Annotated in this window: 20 protein-coding genes; 8 read left to right on the forward strand and 12 right to left on the reverse strand. The window is 69.2% G+C overall.

All coding sequences use genetic code 11. The annotated features are described in order from the left end of the window. Positions 1 to 498: site-specific DNA-methyltransferase (locus B4K74_RS01460; RefSeq protein WP_286691446.1), on the forward strand; the 498-nt coding region annotated here is incomplete at its 5' end. Positions 499 to 671: 173 nt separating this feature from the next. On the opposite strand, the gene B4K74_RS01465 is transcribed toward B4K74_RS01460, so the two are convergent. Next, the gene (locus tag B4K74_RS01465) at positions 672 to 1715 is read right to left on the reverse strand and encodes an A/G-specific adenine glycosylase (RefSeq protein WP_286691447.1); all 1044 of its coding nucleotides are present in this window, start codon (positions 1713 to 1715) and stop codon (positions 672 to 674) included. 46 nt (positions 1716 to 1761) lie between these two features. Between B4K74_RS01465 and B4K74_RS01470 the strand changes: the two genes are divergently transcribed. The 4 genes from B4K74_RS01470 (at position 1762) to smc (ending at position 7212) form a co-directional block, all read left to right on the forward strand. Further along, positions 1762 to 2331, forward strand: a complete 570-nt coding sequence (locus B4K74_RS01470; protein ID WP_286691448.1) for a DUF721 domain-containing protein — start codon at positions 1762 to 1764, stop codon at positions 2329 to 2331. Between the two features lie 109 nt (positions 2332 to 2440). Next, positions 2441 to 3091: a DsbA family protein gene (locus tag B4K74_RS01475; RefSeq protein ID WP_286691449.1), complete on the forward strand. Its 651-nt coding sequence runs from the start codon at positions 2441 to 2443 to the stop codon at positions 3089 to 3091. A 5-nt stretch (positions 3092 to 3096) separates the two neighbouring features. Continuing rightward, on the forward strand, positions 3097 to 3762 hold the full coding sequence (locus tag B4K74_RS01480; protein WP_123287617.1) for a thioredoxin domain-containing protein: 666 nt from the start codon (positions 3097 to 3099) through the stop codon (positions 3760 to 3762). Between the two features lie 12 nt (positions 3763 to 3774). Then, on the forward strand, positions 3775 to 7212 hold the full coding sequence (gene smc, locus B4K74_RS01485; protein WP_286691450.1) for a chromosome segregation protein SMC: 3438 nt from the start codon (positions 3775 to 3777) through the stop codon (positions 7210 to 7212). Here smc and B4K74_RS01490 read toward each other — a convergent pair. Beyond that, complete coding sequence (locus tag B4K74_RS01490) at positions 7209 to 8045, reverse strand: WecB/TagA/CpsF family glycosyltransferase (protein ID WP_286691451.1); 837 nt, start codon at positions 8043 to 8045, stop codon at positions 7209 to 7211. The two genes, smc and B4K74_RS01490, sit on opposite strands and share 4 nt — an antisense overlap. Positions 8046 to 8110: 65 nt before the next feature. Here B4K74_RS01490 and B4K74_RS01495 point away from each other — a divergent pair, with 65 nt between their 5' ends. The 3 genes from B4K74_RS01495 to B4K74_RS01505 all read left to right on the forward strand — a co-directional run bounded on the left by B4K74_RS01495 (position 8111) and on the right by B4K74_RS01505 (position 9561). Next, positions 8111 to 8578 (forward strand): hypothetical protein, encoded by a 468-nt coding sequence (locus B4K74_RS01495; protein ID WP_286691452.1) that lies wholly within the window; start codon positions 8111 to 8113, stop codon positions 8576 to 8578. Positions 8579 to 8685: 107 nt separating this feature from the next. Continuing rightward, positions 8686 to 9075, forward strand: a complete 390-nt coding sequence (locus B4K74_RS01500; RefSeq protein WP_286691453.1) for a hypothetical protein — start codon at positions 8686 to 8688, stop codon at positions 9073 to 9075. Positions 9076 to 9168: 93 nt separating this feature from the next. Further along, a complete protein-coding gene (locus tag B4K74_RS01505) occupies positions 9169 to 9561 on the forward strand; it encodes a hypothetical protein (RefSeq protein ID WP_123287622.1) in 393 nt (130 codons plus the stop codon). A 6-nt stretch (positions 9562 to 9567) separates the two neighbouring features. On the opposite strand, the gene murG is transcribed toward B4K74_RS01505, so the two are convergent. Genes murG through B4K74_RS01555 form a run of 10 tightly spaced genes read right to left on the reverse strand, consistent with a single transcriptional unit; the run spans position 9568 to position 20740 of the window. Then, the gene (gene murG / locus B4K74_RS01510; RefSeq protein WP_286691454.1) at positions 9568 to 10653 is read right to left on the reverse strand and encodes an undecaprenyldiphospho-muramoylpentapeptide beta-N-acetylglucosaminyltransferase; all 1086 of its coding nucleotides are present in this window, start codon (positions 10651 to 10653) and stop codon (positions 9568 to 9570) included. Positions 10654 to 10661: 8 nt separating this feature from the next. Next, complete coding sequence (gene ftsW / locus B4K74_RS01515; protein WP_286691455.1) at positions 10662 to 11849, reverse strand: putative lipid II flippase FtsW; 1188 nt, start codon at positions 11847 to 11849, stop codon at positions 10662 to 10664. Continuing rightward, on the reverse strand, positions 11846 to 13231 hold the full coding sequence (gene murD, locus B4K74_RS01520; RefSeq protein ID WP_286691456.1) for a UDP-N-acetylmuramoyl-L-alanine--D-glutamate ligase: 1386 nt from the start codon (positions 13229 to 13231) through the stop codon (positions 11846 to 11848). The genes ftsW and murD overlap by 4 nt, the downstream gene beginning before the upstream one ends. Positions 13232 to 13234: 3 nt before the next feature. Continuing rightward, positions 13235 to 14341 (reverse strand): phospho-N-acetylmuramoyl-pentapeptide-transferase, encoded by a 1107-nt coding sequence (mraY, locus tag B4K74_RS01525; protein ID WP_123287626.1) that lies wholly within the window; start codon positions 14339 to 14341, stop codon positions 13235 to 13237. A 12-nt stretch (positions 14342 to 14353) separates the two neighbouring features. Continuing rightward, a complete protein-coding gene (locus tag B4K74_RS01530; protein WP_286691457.1) occupies positions 14354 to 15766 on the reverse strand; it encodes a UDP-N-acetylmuramoyl-tripeptide--D-alanyl-D-alanine ligase in 1413 nt (470 codons plus the stop codon). Next, entirely contained in the window at positions 15759 to 17222 is a 1464-nt protein-coding gene (locus tag B4K74_RS01535) for a UDP-N-acetylmuramoyl-L-alanyl-D-glutamate--2,6-diaminopimelate ligase (protein ID WP_286691458.1), read from the reverse strand. The genes B4K74_RS01530 and B4K74_RS01535 overlap by 8 nt, the downstream gene beginning before the upstream one ends. Beyond that, positions 17222 to 18955 (reverse strand): peptidoglycan D,D-transpeptidase FtsI family protein, encoded by a 1734-nt coding sequence (locus B4K74_RS01540; protein ID WP_286691459.1) that lies wholly within the window; start codon positions 18953 to 18955, stop codon positions 17222 to 17224. Before B4K74_RS01540 ends, B4K74_RS01535 begins: the two co-directional genes overlap by 1 nt. Next, complete coding sequence (gene ftsL, locus B4K74_RS01545) at positions 18952 to 19314, reverse strand: cell division protein FtsL (RefSeq protein WP_286691460.1); 363 nt, start codon at positions 19312 to 19314, stop codon at positions 18952 to 18954. The genes B4K74_RS01540 and ftsL overlap by 4 nt, the downstream gene beginning before the upstream one ends. After that, positions 19311 to 20267 carry a 16S rRNA (cytosine(1402)-N(4))-methyltransferase RsmH gene (gene rsmH, locus B4K74_RS01550; protein ID WP_286691461.1) on the reverse strand — a complete coding sequence of 319 codons (957 nt, stop codon included), beginning with the start codon at positions 20265 to 20267 and terminating at the stop codon, positions 19311 to 19313. The genes ftsL and rsmH overlap by 4 nt, the downstream gene beginning before the upstream one ends. Further along, positions 20264 to 20740 carry a division/cell wall cluster transcriptional repressor MraZ gene (locus B4K74_RS01555; RefSeq protein ID WP_123287632.1) on the reverse strand — a complete coding sequence of 159 codons (477 nt, stop codon included), beginning with the start codon at positions 20738 to 20740 and terminating at the stop codon, positions 20264 to 20266. The genes rsmH and B4K74_RS01555 overlap by 4 nt, the downstream gene beginning before the upstream one ends. Between the last annotated feature and the right edge of the window lie 40 nt (positions 20741 to 20780).

Consider the following 20780-nt stretch of genomic DNA (forward strand, 5'->3'; position numbering starts at 1 on the left):
AAGCCCGAGGCCCTGCTGCACCGCGTGCTGCTGGCCTCGACCCGGCCCGGCGATGTGGTGCTGGACCCCTTCTTCGGCACCGGCACGACCGGGGCCGCAGCCAAGCGCCTGGGCCGCCACTACATCGGCATCGAGCGCGAGGATGACTACATCCGCGTGGCCGAAAAGCGCCTCGCTGCCGTCGTGCCCGCCAACCCCGAAGACCTGGCTGTCATGGGCTCCAAACGGTCCGAACCGCGCGTGCCCTTCGGCGCCCTGGTCGAGGCCGGCCTGCTGCGGCCCGGCGACCGCCTGTACGCCCCCGACGGCTCGCGCGAGGCCCGCGTCCGCGCCGACGGCAGCCTGATCCACGGCGACCTGACCGGCTCGATCCACAAGCTTGGCGCCCTGATGGAAAACGCCCCCGCCTGTAACGGCTGGACCTACTGGCGCTTCAAGACCGATCAGGGCTTCAAGTCCATCGACACCCTGCGCGCCGAAATCCGCGCGGCGATGTAGGGGATAGCTCCTCCCCCGTTCACGGGGGAGGGGGACCGCCGAAGGCGGTGGAGGGGGCGGACAGGGCACGCCGTCTTCCCAAGCGCCTTCAGACTGCAGACTTTCAAACGCCTTAGGTGCGGTCGCCCCCTCCACCACTCCGTGGTCCCCCTCCCCCGCTGCGCTGGGGAGGATCAGGCAGCCAGCGCCCGCACCAGCACCTTTCTGAACACCGTCGGCAGGGTCGCCTCGGCCTCAGCCACCTCGCGCCAGATCAGGTCGGCCTGCCCTTCGGCGCGCATCACCTCCAGCTCCAGCTCGAAATGGGTGAAGACGTGGCGCACCGTGCCGGCCTCGACCCAGTCGGCGACGACGGGCGGTCCGCTGGCCTCCCCGGCATCCCAGCCCGAGGTCGGCAGGCCCAACATTCCGCCCAGCAGGCCCTTGTCCGGCCGTTTGACCAGACCGACCCGGCCGGCCTTGTCGACCAGTACCCAGACCACGCCCTCGCGCCGGGGCTTGGGCACCTTGGCCAGCTTCTTCGGCCAGGCCTCGGGCGGGCCGCTGGCCCGTGCCTGACAGTCCCCGGCTAGCGGACACTGCCCGCACAGCGGTGATCGCGGCCGACAGATGCGCGACCCCAGATCCATCAGGGCCTGGGCCCAGTCGCCGGGGTCGAAATCCTCCGGCTCCGGCGTCAGGGCATCGGCCAGCACCCGCAGTTCGGGGCGGGCCTTCGGCAGGGGCGTCTCGACGGCGAACAGGCGCGCCATCACCCGTTCGACATTGCCGTCGACCACCACAGCCCGACGGCCAAAGGCGATCGCCGCGACGGCTGCCGCCGTATAGGCCCCCAGCCCCGGCAGGGCGCGCAGCTCCGCCTCGGTATCAGGAAACACCCCGCCATGGTCGCGCGCCACCGCCCGGGCACAGGCCAGCAGGTTGCGCGCCCGGGCGTAGTATCCCAGCCCGGCCCACGCCCCCATGACGGCCCCGTCCTCGGCCGCCGCCAGCGCCCTGACCGTCGGCCAGCGCGTGGTGAAGGCCTCGAAATAGGGCGTCGCATGCGGCACGGTGGTCTGCTGCAGCATCACCTCCGACAACCAGACGCGATAGGGGTCAGCCCGCTCCGCAGATCCCGGTGCCATGCGCCACGGCAGGTCCCGGGCATGGACGCCATACCAGTCCATCAGCGCGCTGCGGATCGTGGCCAGTCTGTCAGAATCGGGAGGGCTCATCGTCTCCAGCATAGGAGCGCATGACATCCCGGGGTATAGTGACACCATGCCCCGCCCGCTGCCCACGGAAGACGAAGCCCGCGCCATCCTGGCCCGCCGCAAGACCCGGCCCCTGCCCCGTCCTGCCCCGCGTGTCGGCCGGGCGCTGGAAAAGCTGATCCGCACCCTGGACGACCGCTACGGCCGGGGGGCTGACGCGCTTGACGCCCGCTGGCCCGAAATCGTCGGCGAACGGCTGGCCGCCGTCACCCGTCCCCAGAAACTGACCCGCCCGCGCAAGGGTGCAGACGGTCAATCGACCGGTGTCACACTGGAGCTTCGGGTGGCCGGCCCCGCCGCCCTGCTGGTCCAGCATCAGTCGGCGGACATTCTGGAGCGGGTCAATCTGTTCCTTGGCCAGAGCGCGGTCGAACGCCTGCGCATCGCCCAGGGACCGATCGGCCCGCGCGCCGCACGCTCGCACGCACCCCTGACCAAACCTGCCGCCCCTCCCCCGCTCGGTGCTGCCGACGAAGCCGCACTCAGGGCCTCGGTCGCCGCGGCCCCCGCGCCACTGGCCGCAGCCCTCGAACGGCTGGGCCGCAGCGTGCTCAATCGGCGCAGCGGCAGGCCCTAGAACAAAACTTTGCCGCAAGGCGTCTCGACAAAGCCGGGGCGGGGTCCTAGCCAAGGACTCGCTGTATATGACCCGCCTTTCGCGCGCTGACCGTCAAGAGGATTGACCCATGTCCACCGGCCCCAAGACCGCCCGCTTCCGTTTCAGCGCCATGAGCCGCCGCGCTGCCATGACCGGCGCCGCCCTCGCTGCCATGGGCACGCTCGCTGCCTGCGGCGGGTCCGACGGTGGACAGGCGGCCCAGGGCGACATGGCCAAGGGTGCCCCTGAAGGGGCCAAGGTCACGGTCGTGGAATACGCCTCGGTCACCTGTGGTGCCTGCGCGGGCTGGCAGGAGCAGGTCTGGCCCGAGTTCAAGGCCAAATATGTCGACACCAATCAGGTACGCTTCATCTTCCGGGAGTTCCCGACCCCGCCCGCCGATGTCGCCGCCGCCGGCTTCCTGCTGGCCCGCTGCGCCGGTGAGGATCGATATTTCGAAGTGGTCGAGGAAATCATGGCCAGCCAGCGCGAGTGGGGACAGGGGATCCCGCCGGCCGCCACCCTCAGCCGCATCGCCACCTCCGTCGGCCTCAGCGAGGAAGAATACCGCACCTGCGTCACCGACCCCGAGGCCCTGGCCGCCCTCGAAGGTCGCATTCAGTCCGCCCGATCTGAAGGCGTGACCGCCACCCCAACCTTCTTCGTCAACGGGACGCGCGTGCCGAACAGCTCGATGGAAACCCTCTCGGCCGCCGTCGACGCCGAACTGGCCAAGTAAACCTCATGCGCGTCGCGGGTCTTGCCACACTGACTGCTCTGGCGGTTCTCGCCCTGGGCCAGCCCGCGCTGGCCCAGCAGGCAGTGCGGCCGGCCCCGCCGCCCATGGCCGCGCCCGAGCGGGTGCTGGCGGTCGATCCCGCTGATCGCACCCTCGGCCGGGAAGACGCCCCCGTGACCCTGACCGCCTATCTTTCGACGGTCTGCAGCCACTGCGCCACCTGGCATGAGGCGGACTTCCCCGAGATCAAGCGTCGCCTGATCGACACCGGTCAGGTTCGTGTCGTCTGGCGCGACCTGCCGACCAATCCCCCCGAGCTGGCCTTGGCCGGAGCCGTATTGGCCCGCTGTGCGGCACCCGAACATTATGACGACGCGCTGGGCGCCCTGTTCCGGGGTCAGGCGACCTATCTGCAAAGCGGAAACGTCGATGGCTGGCTGATCTCAGCCGCAACAGCCGCGGAATTGCCGCTCGATCAGGCCCAGGCCTGCGTCAGCGACGACGCTCGCTACGCCGAGATCGAGACCCGCGCCCGTCAGGCCTCCAGCCTGGGTGTGCGCAGTACGCCGACCCTGTTCCTCGACGGTGTCGTGACGTCGGCCCGCACGGCCGACGAGATTGAGGCCGCCATCGCCGGTCAGCCGCGTCCCGCACCCCCTTCGGCCGACTGACGCCCCGGCCCGATGCAGTTCCAGCGGCTCAGGCTTGTCGGGTTCAAATCCTTCGTCGATCCGACCGAGGTGCACATCACCCCGGGCCTGACCGGCATTGTTGGACCGAACGGCTGCGGCAAGTCCAATGTGCTGGAATCCCTTCGCTGGGTCATGGGCGCCAACTCCGCAAAGGCCATGCGCGGTCAGGGCATGGACGACGTCATCTTTGCCGGGGCCGCCGACCGCCCGGCGCGCAGTCACGCCGAGGTCTCGCTCAGCATCGACAATGCCCAGCGCCGCGCGCCGCAGCCCTTTACCGATTCCGCCGTGCTCGAGGTCTCGCGCCGTATCGACCGGGGTCAGGGCTCGACCTACCGCATCAACGGCAAGGAGGTCCGCGCCCGCGACGTCCAGCTGCTGTTCGCCGACGCCTCGACCGGGGCCAACTCGCCCGCCCTCGTGCGTCAGGGTCAGATCTCCGAGCTGATTGCCGCCAAGCCCCAGAACCGCCGCCGCATTCTGGAAGAGGCCGGGGGCGTCTCGGGTCTGCACACCCGCCGGCATGAGGCCGAGCTGCGCCTCAAGGCCGCCGAGACCAACCTCGACCGGCTGGACGACATCGGCAAGGAGCTGGAAACCGCCCTTACCCGCCTGAAGCGCGAAGCCCGTCAGGCTGAGAAATACCGCAAGATTTCCGCCGAGATCCGGGCCCTGCAATCCGCCGTGCTGCTGGCCCGCTGGAAGGAAGCCGTCCAGGCTCGCGACGACGCCACAGCCGCCCTGCGCGAGGCGGAGGTCGAGGTCGGCAAGACCGAGGTCGCCTCGGCCCACGCGCGGACCGAGGCCCTCAAGGCGCAGGAAGGCCTCAAGCCCGCCCGCGAAGAAGATGCGGTGGCCGGCGCCGTCCTGCACCGGGCCACGCTGGAGCGCGACCGTCTCGACATGGCCGAACAGGCCGCCCGCGCCGAGGTCGAACGACTGGAGCGCGAGGCCGCCCGCATCGCCGCCGACCTCGCCCGCGAAACGGCCATGGCGGGCGATGCCGAGAGCGAACTGACCCGCCTGTCCGACGCCGTGGCGGCGCTCGAGGCCGAGATCGAGGCCGCACCGACCCGTGGCCCCGAACTGGACCGCGCCCTCGAACAGGCCGAGTCTGCCCGCCAGACCGCCGAGGCCGAGGTAGAACGGCTGACCTCCGAACTGGCCGCCGTCGAGGCGCGCGCCCGCGCCGAAGCCGCCCGACGTCAGGAGGCCGAAACCCGGCTGGCACGCCTCGAGGCCTCCCGCGCCCAGACCGCCGCCGAGCGTGAGGCGCTCGCCCCCTCCGACACCCCCGAGCAGGCCGAGGCCGACGCGACGCTGGTCCGCGCCCAGGCCGATCTGGCCGCCGCCCGCGAGGCCGTCGAGCAGGCCGAGGCCGACCGTGCCGAGCTGGCCCGTGCCGAACAGGATGCCCGCACCACCGCCCGCACGCTCGAGGACAAGCTGGGCCGTCTGCAGACCGAGGCCCGGGGCCTCGCCCAGCTTCTGGCCCGCGGCAAGCGCGACCACCCCCCGGCCCTCGATTCCGTTCAGGCTGCCCGCGGCTATGAGGCGGCGCTGGCCGCAGCCCTGGGCGAAGACCTGGACGCCGCCCTCGACCCCGCCGCCGCCGCCCACTGGTCCGGGGCCGAGGCCGCGCCGCCCGTCTGGCCTGAGGGCGTCGCCCCCCTGTCCGATCACGTCACGGCCCCCGAGGCCCTGTCGGCGCGTCTGGCGTGGTGCGGGGTTGCCCCGGCCGATCGGGCTCCGCACCTGTCGCGCCTGCTGCCCGTCGGCGCCCGTCTGGTGACGGCAAAGGGCGACCTCTATCGCTGGGACGGGCTGGTCGTCCGGGCCGAGGCCCCCCGCCCCGCCGCCATCCGCCTTGAACAGCGCACCCGCCTGTCCGAGGTCGAGACCGAGATCGATCAGGGCCGCCCGGCACTGGACGCCGCCCAGACCGAGCTGAAATCCCTCACCGAACGCCTTCGGGGCGCCGACGAAGCGGTCAAGGCTGCCCGCCTCGTGCCGTTCACCCTCGACAAGGCCGTCGCCGCCGCCCGCGACCGGGTCGAGGCCCTCGCCCGCGACACCGCCCGCCGCGAAGCCCGCGCCCAGTCGCTGGATGAGTCCCTGGCCCGCCTCGACACCGAGATCGCAGCGGCCGTCACGGCGGTCGAGGACTCCCGCGCCATCGAGAGCCCCGCCACCTCGCCCGACGAGCTCCGGGCCCGGGTTGCCGAGGCCCGGGCCGCGTCCGAAACCGCCCGCACCGCCACCGCCCAGGCCCGGCTTGAGCGCGACACCGAGGCCCGCGCCGTCGAGGGCCGCACCCGTCAACTGCAAACCCTGACCCGCGAGCGTGATGCCTGGTCCGGCCGAGGCCAGGAGGCCCGCACCCGCCTGTCCGCCCTCGAAGCCGAACAGGCCACCACCGCCGATCAGCTCAAGGTCGCCGCTCAGGCCCCGGAGCAATTCACGGGCAAGCGCAATGCCCTGCTGGACACCCTGACCGCTGCGGAAACGCGCAAGAAGGCCGCGTCTGACGCCCTGTCCGTGGCCGAAACCCGCGCCACCGAAGCGGACCGGGCATCTCGCGCGGCCGACGCCGCTGCTTCACAGGCCCGCGAGGCCCGCGCCGGTCTGGTCGAGCGCGCCCGCGCGACCGAGGACGCCCTCGACCTCGCCGTCAATCGCCTCCGCGAAACCTCTCAGCTGACGCCCGAAGCCCTTGAAGCCAAGCTGTCGGAAGACGCTGTCGCCCGCCCCGCTGACGTTGCCGGTGCCGAAAGCCTGCTGGCCGGACTGGAGCGCGAGCGCGAGCATCTGGGCGCCGTCAATCTGCGCGCCGAGGAGGAGGCCGGCGAATACGCCGACCGGCTGGAAGCCATGCGCACCGAACGGGCCGACCTGACCGGCGCCATCGCCCGCCTGCGCGACGGCATCGACGAACTGAATGCCGAGGGCCGCGAACGCCTGCTGGCCGCCTTCGACATCATCAACGACAACTTCAAGGCCCTGTTCGAGGCCCTGTTCGACGGCGGTCAGGCCGAGCTGAAACTGGTCGAGAGCGACGATCCGCTCGAGGCCGGCCTCGAGATCTACGCCTGCCCCCCCGGCAAACGGCTGGCGGTCATGAGCCTGATGTCCGGCGGCGAGCAGGCCCTGACGGCCGCGGCCCTGATCTTCGCCGTCTTCCTCGCCAATCCGGCCCCCGTCTGTGTGCTGGATGAGGTCGACGCGCCTCTGGACGACGCCAATGTCGATCGCTTCTGCCGCATGCTGAACGAGATGCGCAACCGCACCGACACCCGCTTCATCGTCATCACCCACAATCCGGTGACCATGAGCCGCATGGACCGCCTGTACGGCGTCACCATGCCCGAACGCGGTGTCTCACAGCTCGTCAGCGTCGACCTGAAACAGGCCGAGAAGCTGGTGGCCTAACGCTTCAGCGCGGCCTTCAGATCGTCCATGATCGGGCCGATCAGGTGCCAGGGTTCCACGCAATAGCGGTGGAACAGGCGCCGGGGATCGACCGCCAGCCGGTACAGCCATTCCAGCCCCGCCTTGCCCATCCAGCGGGGCGCGGCCTTCTGAACCCCGGCCTCATAGTCGAAGGCGGCGCCGACGTTCAGCACCACACAGTCGGGCAGGGCGTCCAGATGGTCGGCGATCCAGATTTCCTGCCGGGGCATGCCCATACCGACCAGCAGCACCTGCGGCGCAAACTGGGCGACCTCGGCCACCAGTCGGCGGTTGTCCTCTGATCCCGGCGCCGCATCGAAATAGCCAGACCGAACTGCCAGATCGACACGACCGTGCCGCGCCTTCAGTCGCTCGGCCGCCATGTCGGCCACGCCCTCGGCGCCACCGATGAACATGACCCGCCAGCCCTTGCGATCGGCCAGGCTCCAAAAATGCTCGCGCCAGTCCAGATAGGTCGAGCGATGCTTGCGTCGTGTGCCGCGCCCCACCAGACGCCCGAAGGCGATCAGCGGCGTGGAGTCGATCTGCACCAGATCGGCCAGGGCGAAGAATTCGGCCACGCGCGGCTCGGTCCGGATCAGGTGCAGGCTGTGCAGATTGTGGTTGGCGATGACCGCCTTGACCTCGGCCTCGACCCAGGTCTCCAGCTGGTGCATGACCTCCTCGGGCCGCACCTTGTCCATCAACTGGCCCAGCAGGCGGATGCGTTCTCCCTCGCGACGAGCCAGCCGATGCGGTGCTCGCGACCGAACCCGCCGGTCCGGCGCGGCAACCACATTGGAAAGGGCCATCTGCTGGTCAAACATGGTGGGAAGATACAGCGGGCCTCTAAAAGCGGGATGATCGGATGCAGTTAATGAAATCCATCCCCGCGGCCCTCGTCGCCGGGATCGCACTGGCGGGATGCCAGACAGTCGCACTCGCGCCGGCAGGCCCGGAACTGCTTCTGACCGGGGTCGGCCGGTTTGCCATCTTCGCCGACCTTTCGACCCGCTCCCGCTCGGGCGATCAGGCCCGCATTCGGTCCCTTCAGGTGGCCGAACCGGGGTTCGAGGTCGAGGGTCAAGCTTTCTGGGGCGGCTGGTCCTGGTGGGCGTTCGACTGCGAGGCGCGCACCGCCGACCGACTGGATTTTGCCTCGGTCCTCGCCGACGGCGTCGAAGGTCCGTCCGTGCCGGAGGATCAGCCGCCCTTTCCCGTATCACCGGGCGGTGACGCTGAGGAAATGCTGACCGTGGCCTGCACAGGCACAGCCCCTGAGGGGCCGGTCCTTGGCAGTGTCGAGGCCGCCGTCGAAGAGGGCCATCGCCGGATCCTGATGTGACTTTCCGGTCCTAGGCAAGCTCCCCGTGATCCGTCATGGTCAGGAACAGTCAGGGGGGCCTGACAGGATTTTGCGGTACCAGAGGTACACGCAACAGGAGCACGATCATGCTGACCACCAAATTTACCCTCGCGGGCGGCATTGCTGCTCTCGCCCTGCTGGCCGCAGGCACGGCTTCGGCCCAAAGCGCACCGCTGAACTATCAGCAACATCTGACCTGCTCGGCCATGTTCTTCGCCTTCTCGAAGATCCAGGCCGACCCGGAAGACGTCAGCGCCCTTGAAGCCGCCACCGGCGTCATGCTGAACCGCGCCCAGGCCCTGCCGGCCGCCCGTGGCCTGTCGGAAGACCAGGTCATCGAGGCCGCCGTCGCCGAGGCCGTCCAGATCATGGAACGGGTCGACGCCCAGTCCGGGATGACCGCCAAGCAGCAGGTTATCTACAGCTGGGGTCCGGGTCTGGACCGCTGCCTCGAAGCCGTACTCGAAGAAGAATAGTCGATTCCTGACCTGATCAGTCTGCATCAGGCCCCGGCCAACGCCGGGGCCTGATGTCTTTCTGGCCTTCCCTTTCTCAACTTCGAGATAGTGATGATCCTCTCCTCCCTCATCGCCCTGTCACTGGCCTCCGTTGGTGCGCCCTCACAGGATCCGGCCATCGAGCCACTGGACCTCGACGACAGCATCGCCTGCGCCGGCATCTTCTTCGCCCATTCGCGTCAGCCCGAGATCGCAGCACTGGACGGTGTCCAGATCTATGAAGACATGACAGTCGTCTTCCTTGATCGTGCGGAAGCCCTCGGCGGTCGTGTGGGCCTGACCCGCGAGAACGTGATTGAGCGCGCGGCGGGTATTTCCGATCAACTGACCCGTATCCTGGCCCTCCAGGAAACGCCCGAAGCTCGCGAGTCCATGCTGGAGGACTGGTTCGAGGTCGAACAGCTGTGCGTCGCGGGCGGTCAGGTGCCGATCCCTGACGCCTGAGGCCGTTTAACCGGCGGAGGCCTCGACCAGATCGGCCAGCCGCGCCGCCGCATCCGGCAGAGCTACCGCGCTCGCCCCTTCCGCCATGGCTGCCAGACGGCCCGGCTCTCCCAGAATGCCCGACAGGGTCGCGGTCAAACCTTCGACGGTGAGATCATCCTCGAGGATCAGCACCGCCCCGCCCGCTTCGACCAGACCCCGCGCATTAAACCGCTGGTGGTCATCGGTGGCGATCTTCAGCGGCACCAGAACCGACGGCAGGCCGACCACCGCCAGCTCGGTGCAGGTCGAGGCCCCGGCCCTGCCGATGGCCAGATTCGCCTCGGCAAGCCGCGATGCCATGTCAGAAAAGAAGGGCGCGACCTCGGCCGCGACGCCCGCCCCGGCATAGATGGCGGCGGCGGCGTCCAGAAACTCCGGCCGTGCCTGCTGCACCACCTTCAGCCGCTTGCGCAGCGCCTCGGGCAGGGCCGCCACCGCGCGCGGCACGGTGTCCGACAGGATCCGCGCGCCCTGACTGCCGCCCGTCACCAACAGGTGGATGTCGCCCCCGGCACCCGGTGCACGATAGGCCTTGCCCGCCAGCTCCGCGATCGGCGGACGAACCGGATTGCCGACCACCTCCAGCCGGTCCTTCAGCCCGTCAGGCAGACGCCCCAGCGTGGGAAAGGCCGAGGCCACTGTCCCGACCCGTCCGGCCAGCAGCCGGTTGGTGCGCCCCAGCACCGCATTCTGCTCATGGATTAGCGTCGGCAGGCCCATGCTCATCGCCGCCAGCAGCGACGGGGCCGACGGATAGCCGCCAAAGCCCACCACCACCGAGGCCTCCAGCCGCCGAAACGCCTTGCGCGCCTGGGCCACGCCTATAGCAATCTTGACCCCGGCCTTCAGCAGGCCGATCGGCCCGCTGCCCGTCGCCGAGTCGAGCGCCAGTCGCTCGTCCGCCGGGAAATGCTCGGCAAAGGCCTGACCCCGCCGATCCGTGGCCAGCACGATCCGCCAGCCGCGCCGCGCCATCTCCTCGGCCAGCGCCTGGGCCGGAAACAGATGCCCGCCGGTTCCTCCGGCAGCAACGACACAGACCTTGGTCATGGATGTCCCTATGGAAGAATGCGGCCCAGCTTGGGCGCCGGGCGTCGACCGGTGCCGGGCTCGTAGGCCCCCGCTCGCCTGCGGGTCAAGGCCAGGGCCAGCCCCATGGTCAGCCCCATGGCCACCATCGACGACCCGCCATAGCTGATGAAGGGCAGGGTCATGCCCTTGGTCGGGATCAGGTTCAGATTGACCGCCATATTGATCGCCGCCTGCAGGCCGATCAGCATGAACAGCCCCGCCGCCGCCGTCTGTTCAAACGGGTCGTTCAGCCGCATGGCCCGCGACAGGCCTCTCAGCACGATGAAGGCATAAAGGCTGATGATCACCAGCGACAGGATCAGGCCGAACTCTTCCGCCCCGACCGAATAGATGAAGTCGGTATGAAGGTCCGGCACATGGCGCTTCATCACGCCCTCGCCGACGCCGCGCCCGAACAGGCCCCCGGCCCGGATCGCCTCGGAGGCGCGGTCGATCTGGTGGGTGTCCTCCTGACCGGGCGCGAGGAATTTGGCCACCCGTTCCCGCACGTGATCGAACAGGAAATACAGCGAGAAGATTCCCGACATGACCAGCCCGCCGAGCACCGCCATCCACTTCAACGGCACGCCCGCCATGAAGAAGACCGCCATGAAGGTCGTCGTGATCAACAGCGTCTGGCCGATGTCTGGCTGGATCAGCAACAGGCCAACCGTCACGGCATAGAAGGCAAAGGCGATCGACACGCCCGGCACGCCCTGACCCTTCTGCCCCTCGGCGAACATCCAGGCCGCCAGCACGATCAGCGCCGGCTTGGCGAACTCGGACGGCTGCAGGCTGAACGGTCCAATCAGGATCCACCGGGTCGCCCCCTTGGCCTCATTGCCTAGGATCGGCAGGATCGCCATGACCAGCAAGGCCCCCACCAGCGCAAAGGCCGCCACTCGCCGCACACCCCGCGGCGACAGCAGCGACGCCCCCAGCATCACCCCGACCCCCGCCGCCACGAACGCGATCATGCGGATCGAATAGTGGAACGGGTTGGACAGTCCCTCGTCGGCCAGAATGGCTGCGGGGCTTGAGGCGAACGACAGGGCCACGCCGATGCCCATCAGAACCATGGCGGCGATCACCAGCCCGCGGTCCACCGTCCAGAACCACCGGGCCAGCAGGCTCTGGTCGCTGCGGGAAAAGGGCGGCACATAGGTCTGGGTCATGCCGCCCCTTCAGGCTGGGCACCAAGGGCCAGGGCAGCGGCGCGGAACGCCTCGCCCCGCACCTCGAAATCCGGAAACTGGTCAAAGCTCGCGGCCGCGGGGCTCAGCAGCACCACCTCCTCGCGCCCGGTGGCAGACGCCGCCTCAAAGGCCTGCTGGACCGCGCTGGCCATGTCGCCGCTGATCCTGTGCGGCACCTCTCCCAGCGCCGCCGCGAACGGACCCGCCGCCTCGCCGATCAGGAAGGCCTCGACCACGCGTGGGAACAGTTCGGTCAGGTCGTCGATCCCGCCTGCCTTGGCCCGGCCCCCGGCGATCCAGAACACCCGCTCAAACGCGCCCAGCGCCTGACGCGCCGCATCAGCATTGGTCGCCTTGGAGTCATTGATGAACCGCACACGGCCGACCCGCCCAACCGGCTCCATCCGATGCGCCAGCCCGGGGAAGGACAGCAGACCTTCGACCGCGGTCTCATGATCCACCCCCAGCTCCCGCGCGGCCCCATAGGCAAAAGCCGCGTTCTGCGCATTGTGACGGCCGGCGAGGGAGCGGGCGGCAGTTAGGTCGATCGACTGGCCCGGCAGTCGAATCCATCCGTTGTCATAGAGAATGTGGTCGAGGGGGGTTGAAAATGCTTTCGAACTGATCTGCTGGGTCCGCCGTCCCGCCAGCGCGAGCTGGGTCTCAATTCGTTGGCCCTCCTGCTCATCCACCCCGACCAGCGATAGGCCTGCATGCTCGAATATCCGCGCCTTGGCCGCCACATACCCGTCCATCCCGCCGTGCCGGTCCAGATGGTCCGGACTGATGTTGGTCAGGATGGCCACATCCGGCGCAAAGCGGGTGGTCAGGTCCAGCTGATAGGACGAGCATTCGATCACATAGACCGCGCCGGGCACAGGCTCCGGAAGGGCCAGCACGCCGATGCCGATGTTGCCGCCCATATGCACCGTCAGCCCGGCCTGCTTCAGCACCCAGGCGATCAGCGCCGTGGTCGTCGACTTGCCGTTCGTCCCGGTGATCGCCACAACCCGCGGCCGCTTGCCCGCGGGCAGCGCCGCCAGCGCCCGCGCGAACAGCTCCAGATCGCCGACGATCTCGACCCCGGCCTCCTGCGCCTTCTCGACCGTCCAGTGCGGCACCGGATGGGTCAGCGGCACACCCGGCGCCAGCACCAGGGCGGCAAAGCCCGACCAGTCGGCGGTCGTCAGGTCCTCGACGACAAACCCTTCGGCCTCGGCCTGCATGCGACTGCTGATGCCGTCATCCCACAGCACGGGCTCTACACCCCCGGCCTTCAGCGCACGCGCCGCCGTCAGCCCCGACCGTCCAAGGCCGAAGACCGCGACCCGCCTGCCCTCAAAGCCCGGGACCCGGATCATCGTCTATCTCAGCTTCAGGGTCGCCAGACCCGCCAGCGCCAGCATCGCCGACACGATCCAGAACCGGATCACCACGGTCGACTCGGGCCAGCCCATCTTCTCGAAATGATGGTGGATCGGCGCCATGAGGAAGACGCGCTTCTTCGTCGCCTTGAAATAGCCGACCTGGATCATGACCGAGAGCGCCTCCAGCACGAACAGGCCACCGACGATACCCAGCACCAGCTCGTGCTTGGTGGTCACCGCCACCGCGCCCAGGGCCCCGCCCAGCGCCAGCGATCCCGTGTCGCCCATGAAGATCTTGGCCGGCGGCGCATTGTACCAGAGGAAGCCCGTGCCGCCGCCAATGATGGCCGCGAGGAACACCGCCAGTTCGCCCGACCCCGGCACATGGTGGATCTGCAGATATTCCGAGAAGACGAAATTGCCCGCCAGATAGGCGATCATGCCGAACGCCGCCGAGGCCATCATCACCGGCACAATGGCCAGCCCATCCAGCCCGTCGGTCAGGTTCACCGCATTGGAAAAGCCGACGATGGTGAAGGCGGCGAACGCCACATAGAACCAGCCGATGTTCAGCAGCACATCCTTGAAGAACGGGAAGGCAATGGACGTTTCCAGCCCGGCCGAGGTCGAGGGCGTCATCCACAGCACGGTCAGCACACCCGCGATCACCGCCACAATGGTCTGGGCGATCAGCTTCTGCTTCGAGGTCAACCCGGCCGAGGTCTGCTTTGAGACCTTGGCGTAGTCATCGACAAAGCCCAGCACGGCAAAGGCCGCCGTCACAAGCGACACGATCCAGATATAGGGGTTGGTCAGATCGGCCCACAGGAACACGCCCGCCGCGATCCCGGCCAGGATCATCAGCCCGCCCATGGTCGGCGTGCCCACCTTCGACAGGTGCGAGACCGGCCCGTCCTCGCGGATCGGCTGGCCCTTGCCCTGCTTCTTGCGCATCCAGGAAATGAAGCGGCTGCCCATGGCCACGGCCACGATCATGGCGGTGGCCAACGCCAGCGCCACGCGCACCGTCTGGTACTGGACCAGGTTCAGAAGCGGATAATCCTGAGCGACATCCGCATAGTAGAGATAGAGCAGGTAAAACACCGGACGGCCTCCTTAAGCCCCATCGTCAGAATGCAAGCCAGCCAGGGCGGTCGCGATCTGCCCGGCGCGAGAGCCGTTAGATCCCTTGACCATGACCGTATCTCCGTCGCGGACCAGAGCCGCGACCTCGTTCGACAGCTGCGCCGCTGTCTCGCGCCAGTCCCCACGCCGCACAGGCGGCAGGGCGTCATGCAGGTGGCGCATCATCGCGCCCGCAGTATGAACGACATCGACCTTTGCCGCATCCAGCGGCTCGGCCAGTCCGGCATGCATCGCCTCGGCTTGATCGCCCAGTTCCAGCATGTCGGTCAGGAACACCACCCGGCGTCCGCCCTCCGGCACGATGCGCGCGCCCAGGCTTCTGAACCCGGCCGTCATCGACAGCGGATTGGCGTTATAGCTTTCGTCGATCAGGGTGAAGGTCCCGCCCGACGCCAGCCGGACCTGCCGCACCTGTCCGCGACCCGCCAGCGGCGAGAACCCGGCCAGGGCCTCCAGCGCCGTATCCAGCGACACATCCATGGCCCGCAGTACCGTCAGCACCGCCAGACTGTTCAGCCCCCAGTGATAGCCCGACTGTCGCAGGCGAAACTCCAGTGCCTGCCCGGCGAAGCTCGCCGAGACCGTGGCCCCCTCCGCATCCGGCTGAAAGTCCAGCAGGCGCGCATCATGATCGGCCGCGCTGCCGAACAGCCGCACCTCGGCCCCGTGCTCGCGCGCCACCTCGGCCAGTAACCGCGTCCAGGGGTTGTCGCCGTTGATCACCGCGATGCCGCCCGGCTCGAGGCCCTCGAACACCGCCGCCTTCTCGCGCGCCACCCCGGCCTCGCCATCGGCAAAGGCCTCGATATGCACCGGCCCGACCGTGGTCACACAGGCCACGTGCGGCCGCACCATTTGCGACAGGGGCGCGATCTCGCCCGGCGCATTCATGCCGATCTCGAACACGGCGCGCGCCGTCTCTCGTGGCATGCGCGCCAGCGTCAGCGGCACGCCGATGTGATTGTTGTAGCTCTTGACCGAGGCATGGGCCGGCCCCGCCAGATCCAGCCCGGCCTTGATCGCCTGGGTCACGCTGGTCTTGCCGACACTGCCGGTCACCGCCGCCCGCCGCGCCGACGACCGGTCGCGCGCGGCCTGTCCCAATGCCTCCAGCGCCCTCAGCGTGTCGGCCACCGTGACGCACGGCCCGCCATCCACGACGCGTTCGACCAGCGCGCCCGTCGCGCCCGCCTCGAACGCCGTCCCCGCAAAGTCATGACCGTCGCGCACCCCGCGCAGTGCCACAAACAGCTTGCCAGCGTCGATCTCGCGGCTGTCGAAAGCGACCCCGTCGACGGCAAAGTCCGCACCATGGCGCTGGCCACCCGTCGCACGGGCGATTTCGTCGGCGGTCCAGAGCGGCGAAAGGGGGGTCTCAGGCATGAACGCTCAGGGCCTCACTGGCGACAGTCACATCGTCGAACGGATGCACCGTTGCGCCGACAATCTGTCCCTGCTCATGCCCCTTTCCGGCGATCAGCACCACATCCCCGTCGCGCGCCTGGTCGATGGCAGACTGGATGGCCAGACGCCGGTCGCCGATCTCCTCGGCGTCGGGACAGCCGTTCCGCACCTCGGCCCGGATGGTCGCCGGGTCCTCGGATCGCGGATTGTCGTCTGTGACGATCGCAAGGTCCGCCAGCTCGGCCGCCACCTGTCCCATCAGGGGCCGCTTGGCCCGGTCCCGGTCGCCGCCGGCCCCGAACACCACGATCAACCGCCCGCGCACATGGGGTCGCAGCGCCTTCAGAACCGTCTCCAGCCCGTCCGGCGTATGGGCATAGTCGACATAGACCTCTGCGCCGCCCCCGGCCTCACCCACCCGGACGCGCTCCAGCCGTCCCCGGGCGCCCTCGATATGTTCCAGCGCCGCCAGAACGTCGCCGACCGCCGCGCCGCCCGCGATACACAGACCGGCCGCCACCAAGGCGTTCGACGCCTGGAAGGCCCCGGCCAGCGGCAGCAGCACCTCATGGCTCTCGCCGCGATACTCCAGCACCAGCTTCTGGCCTTCCGGCCGGGCCTCGCGCCCCATCAGCGTCAGGTCACGGCCTCGCTCGCCGACGCCCAGAATGTCCAGCCCCGACATGATCCCGGCGGCCGCAAAACGCGAATAGGCCTCAGAGTCGGCATTCAGAACCGCCGTCCGCCCCCGGGGCAGCAGTGTCTCGAACAGGCGCAGTTTGGCCGCGCGATAGGCGTCCATGTCGCCGTGATAGTCCAGATGATCCTGGGTCAGATTGGTGAAAGCCGCCGCCTTCAGGCTCACCCCGTCCAGCCGCCGCTGGTCGATCCCGTGCGACGAGGCTTCCAGCGCCAGATGGGTCACACCGCCCGCCGCCATTTCGGCCAGCAGGCGCGCGGCCTCGGCGGCATCCGGACTGGTCAGGCCGGGACCGGTCAGGGCGCTGACCTCCGCGCCCCGCTGGACCATCGCGCCCAGTGTGCCGAGGCTGGCCGAGACCAGACCCATGCGGGCCCAGATCTGGCGACAGAAGGTGGCGACCGAGGTCTTGCCGTTGGTGCCCGTCACCGCCACGCAGGTCTTCGGCTGGGCGCCGTAAAATCCCCGCGCCGCCAGCGCATAGGCGCGGCGCACATCGCCGGCCGTCACCAGCACCGGCGCGGTGCCGACCGGCGTATCAACGGGCGCCAGCACAGCGGCCGCGCCCCGGGCCAGTGCCTGCGGGATGAAGGCGCGCCCGTCCTGTACCGTTCCGGGCAGGGCGACGAACAGACTACCGGCATCGACCCGGCGACTGTCGGCGGTCACGCCGGTGATCATCGGATCGGACGGCACATCCCGCTTCAGCAGATCGGACAGGCGCTGGCTGTGCATCACAGCGAGGCCTCCATGTCCTTGAGCGTCGGGTTCGGGCGACCATCGGCCAGCTGCCAGCGGTCATCGGCGCGTTCAACGCCAACGAACGGGGCGATGCGGTCGGCGATCCGTCCCACGGCGGGCGCGGCGACAAAGCCGCCGGTGCGCGGATACTGGCCCGGCTCATCGACCAGCACCAGAATGGCATAGCGCGGCGCATCCAGCGGCCCGTCCGCAGGGAAGACGCCGATGAAGGTGCCCACCGCCACCGCCGGATCATAGCCGCTGCCGGTCCATTTGTTGGCCGAGCCGGTCTTGCCGCCGACGCGCAGGCCCGGCGCATTGGCCCGTCCACCCGAGCCGCGCACCACATTACGGCGCATCAGGTCCAGCATGTTCAGGCTGGTCTGCGGCGTGACCACCGCCCTCGGCTCAACACCGACAGCACCGCCCTTGCGCAGGCTCAGCGGCACATAGCGCCCGCCATTGCTCAGCGAGCCGACCGCCGCAATCACCTGCACCGGCGTCACCATGATGCCGTAGCCAAAAGACAGCGATGCCAGGGTCGAGGGGGTCCAGTCGTCGGGCAACTTGGGCGCCGCCGACTCCCGCAGCTCGATGGGCGCTCGGTCCAGCAGGCCCAGCCGCCCGAAATAGTCCTTCATCACCACCGGACCCATCTGCACCGCCAGTCGCGAGGTGCCGATGTTGGACGAGTGCAGATAGACCTCTTCCAGCGTCATGACGCGGTTCTGGGCGTGGAAGTCCGTGATCCGGCGCTTGCCGATCATGAAGGGCTCGGACGCATCGAACAGGGTGGTCATATCGGCCGCCCCGGTATCTAGCCCGGCCGCCACGGCAAAGCTCTTGAACACCGAGCCCATCTCATAGTGGCCCGAGGTCGCCAGATTGCGCGACCCCGTCTCCGGCCAGCTGGCCATGGCCAGAACCTCGCCGGTCTGGACATTGGTGACGATCGCCACCCCGGCCTTGGCCCCGGTCTCGGCCATGGTGGTGGCCAGTTCGCTCTCGACCACCCCCTGAATCCTCAGGTCGATCGACAGCTCGAACGGCTCGCCCGCAGCGCCCTCGGCCCGCAGTTCCTTGTCGAAGGCCAGTTCGACGCCGGAGATACCCTGCCCGCCCGTATCGGTTGCCCCGATCAGGTGTTTGGCCTCGCCCTCCAGCGGATAGACGCGGCCGTCCTCCATGGCGAAGGTCACGCCGCCCAGCCCCAGATCATGCACCCGCGCGCGCGCGTCGGGCGTCAGGCCGCTGGCGACGATGACCTGCCGGTCACCCCAGATCGCGCCCTTCAGCCGGTCCGCGTCCAGCCCCGGCATCACCCGGCGGATTTCCCGATAGGCCACATCGCGGTCCCAGACCTGCGACGGGTCGATGAACATGGCATAGAAGATCACATCGGTGGCCAGCAGCCGCCCGTTCCGATCCACCAAATCGGCCCGGCTGCGATCCGAAGCGGCGCCGCGATAGCCGACGTCCACCGGCTCGAACAACGCTGCATACCCGGCCTTCAGCCCCAGACCGGCGAACACCAGCCCGAAGGCCGCCAGCACCAGAAAGATGCGAACCCGACTGTCCTCTTCGGGGCGGGCATGGGCGCGGGCGCGCTCGAACCCGTGCTCGATCCACCAGACACCCTCGGCCAGCCAGCGCCACGACGGCGTCTGGAGCCTCGGCCGTCGCCCGGCCGGACGGCGCACGGACGACGGATGCGGCTGCACGCTCATTGCGCCCCCTCCTCGACCGGAGCGGGCTCAACCGCCTCATCGTCCACCGGCGGCTCTTCGGCGACCGGCGCCTCGACGACCGGCGGCTGGCCGATCGGGGCCAGACCGGCTTGCAGCGACAGGGCCTCCAGCCGCGCCGGGCTCTCCAGCCGCGCCACCTCGGCCCGCAGCATGCGCACGCGCATCGAGGACTGGTCGATCTCGCGCTCCAGCTCGGCGATGCGGTTCGACTGGCGCGCCGCCGCCGCCTTGGTCAGATAGACCGACAGCAGCATGGCCGCGACGCACAGGATGCCGAAGATCTCGACCCAGCGGATCCCGCGCACCTTCCAGTCGAACAGGCGTTTCAGGGCCGTCATGCCGCCAGCCTCCCCCAAGCCGGGGCATCGGTCCGCACCGCCGCCCGCAGCCGGGCCGAGCGCGCCCTGGGATTGACCGCCAGCTCCTCATCCGTCGCGTCGACCGAGCCCTTGAACTGCAGGTCAAAGCTGGGCTTGCGCGTCTCGATCACCTGCGGCGCGTGGCGCGATCCGCCGGGCGTATTGCCGGTGCGCTCGGTCAGGAAATTCTTGACCATCCGGTCTTCCAGCGAGTGGAAGGTCACCACCGCCAGCCGCCCGCCTTCGGGCAGCACCGCCTCGGCGCCTTCCAGACCGCGCGCCAGCTCGCCCAGTTCGTCATTGACCGCGATCCGCAGCGCCTGGAACACGCGGGTGGCCGGATGGGTCGGCGCACCGCGCCTGCCGCCCAGCGCCGCCTCGACCACATCGGCCAGATCCAGCGTCCGCTCGAACGGGCGCTCGACCCGCCGGCGCAGGATGGCTGTAGCGATCCGGCCGGACTGACGCTCATCCCCGTACAGTTTGAAGATGTGTGCCAGCGGCCCGTGTTCCCAGCTGTTGACGATGTCGGCGGCGCTTTCGCCCTCTCGCGACATCCGCATGTCCAGGGGCCCGTCCTTCATGAAGGAGAAGCCGCGCTCGGCCTGGTCCAGCTGCATCGACGACACGCCGATGTCGAACACCACCGCATCGACCGGCGCCTCATCCGCCAGCACCTCGGCCAGCTCGGAAAAGGCCGCCCGGATCAGGCGGAACCGCTCGGGATAGTCACGACCCAGCGCATCGGCATAGGGCTGGACCGTCGGATCGCGGTCCAGCGCGATCACCTCGGCCCCGGCCTCCAGAAGCGCGCGCGAATAGCCGCCGGCGCCGAAGGTGGCATCCACCACCCGCTGGCCGGGCGCGGGCCGCACGGCCTTGATCACGGCATCCAGCAGCACCGGAATATGCGGACGGGGCGCGTCGGTCATGACCCGCCCCCTTCAACCTTCAGCTGGGCCGCCAGCCGCAGGGCGCCCAGTTCAGCAACACCCGACCGCGCCATCTGCCGGCGTTCGGCCCGGCGCGCCACCCAGGCCTCGCGGTTCCAGATCTGGAACCGGTCGCCCAGCCCCACGATCACGACCGTCTCGCCCAGACCGGCATCCTGGATCAGGCTTTCCGGCAGGGTCACCCGGCCACCGCCGTCAAACGTCAGCCGCGTCTGCTCGCCCAGCACCTGCCATTCCAGCGCCGAGCGCTGCTCAGAGCCGAACGGCAGCGACCGGATCATTTCGACATAGGTGGCAAACAGGGGGTCGCCGCCCGCCTCAAGACAATCGGCCTCGATCGACGGAAAGACGAAGATGGCGTGCTCGGCCCCGTTTTCGGAGGTGCGGAAGTCCTGCGGGATCAGCAGTCGCCGCTTCGCATCCAATTGTTTCTCGACCGTCGAGAGAAACACCCCGTCCCATTCGGACCTTCCGGCCCGCCCCTTGGCTCTT

This window comes from Brevundimonas sp. UBA2503 (assembly GCF_002341485.1).
GTDB classification, from domain to species: Bacteria; Pseudomonadota; Alphaproteobacteria; order Caulobacterales; family Caulobacteraceae; genus Brevundimonas; species Brevundimonas halotolerans.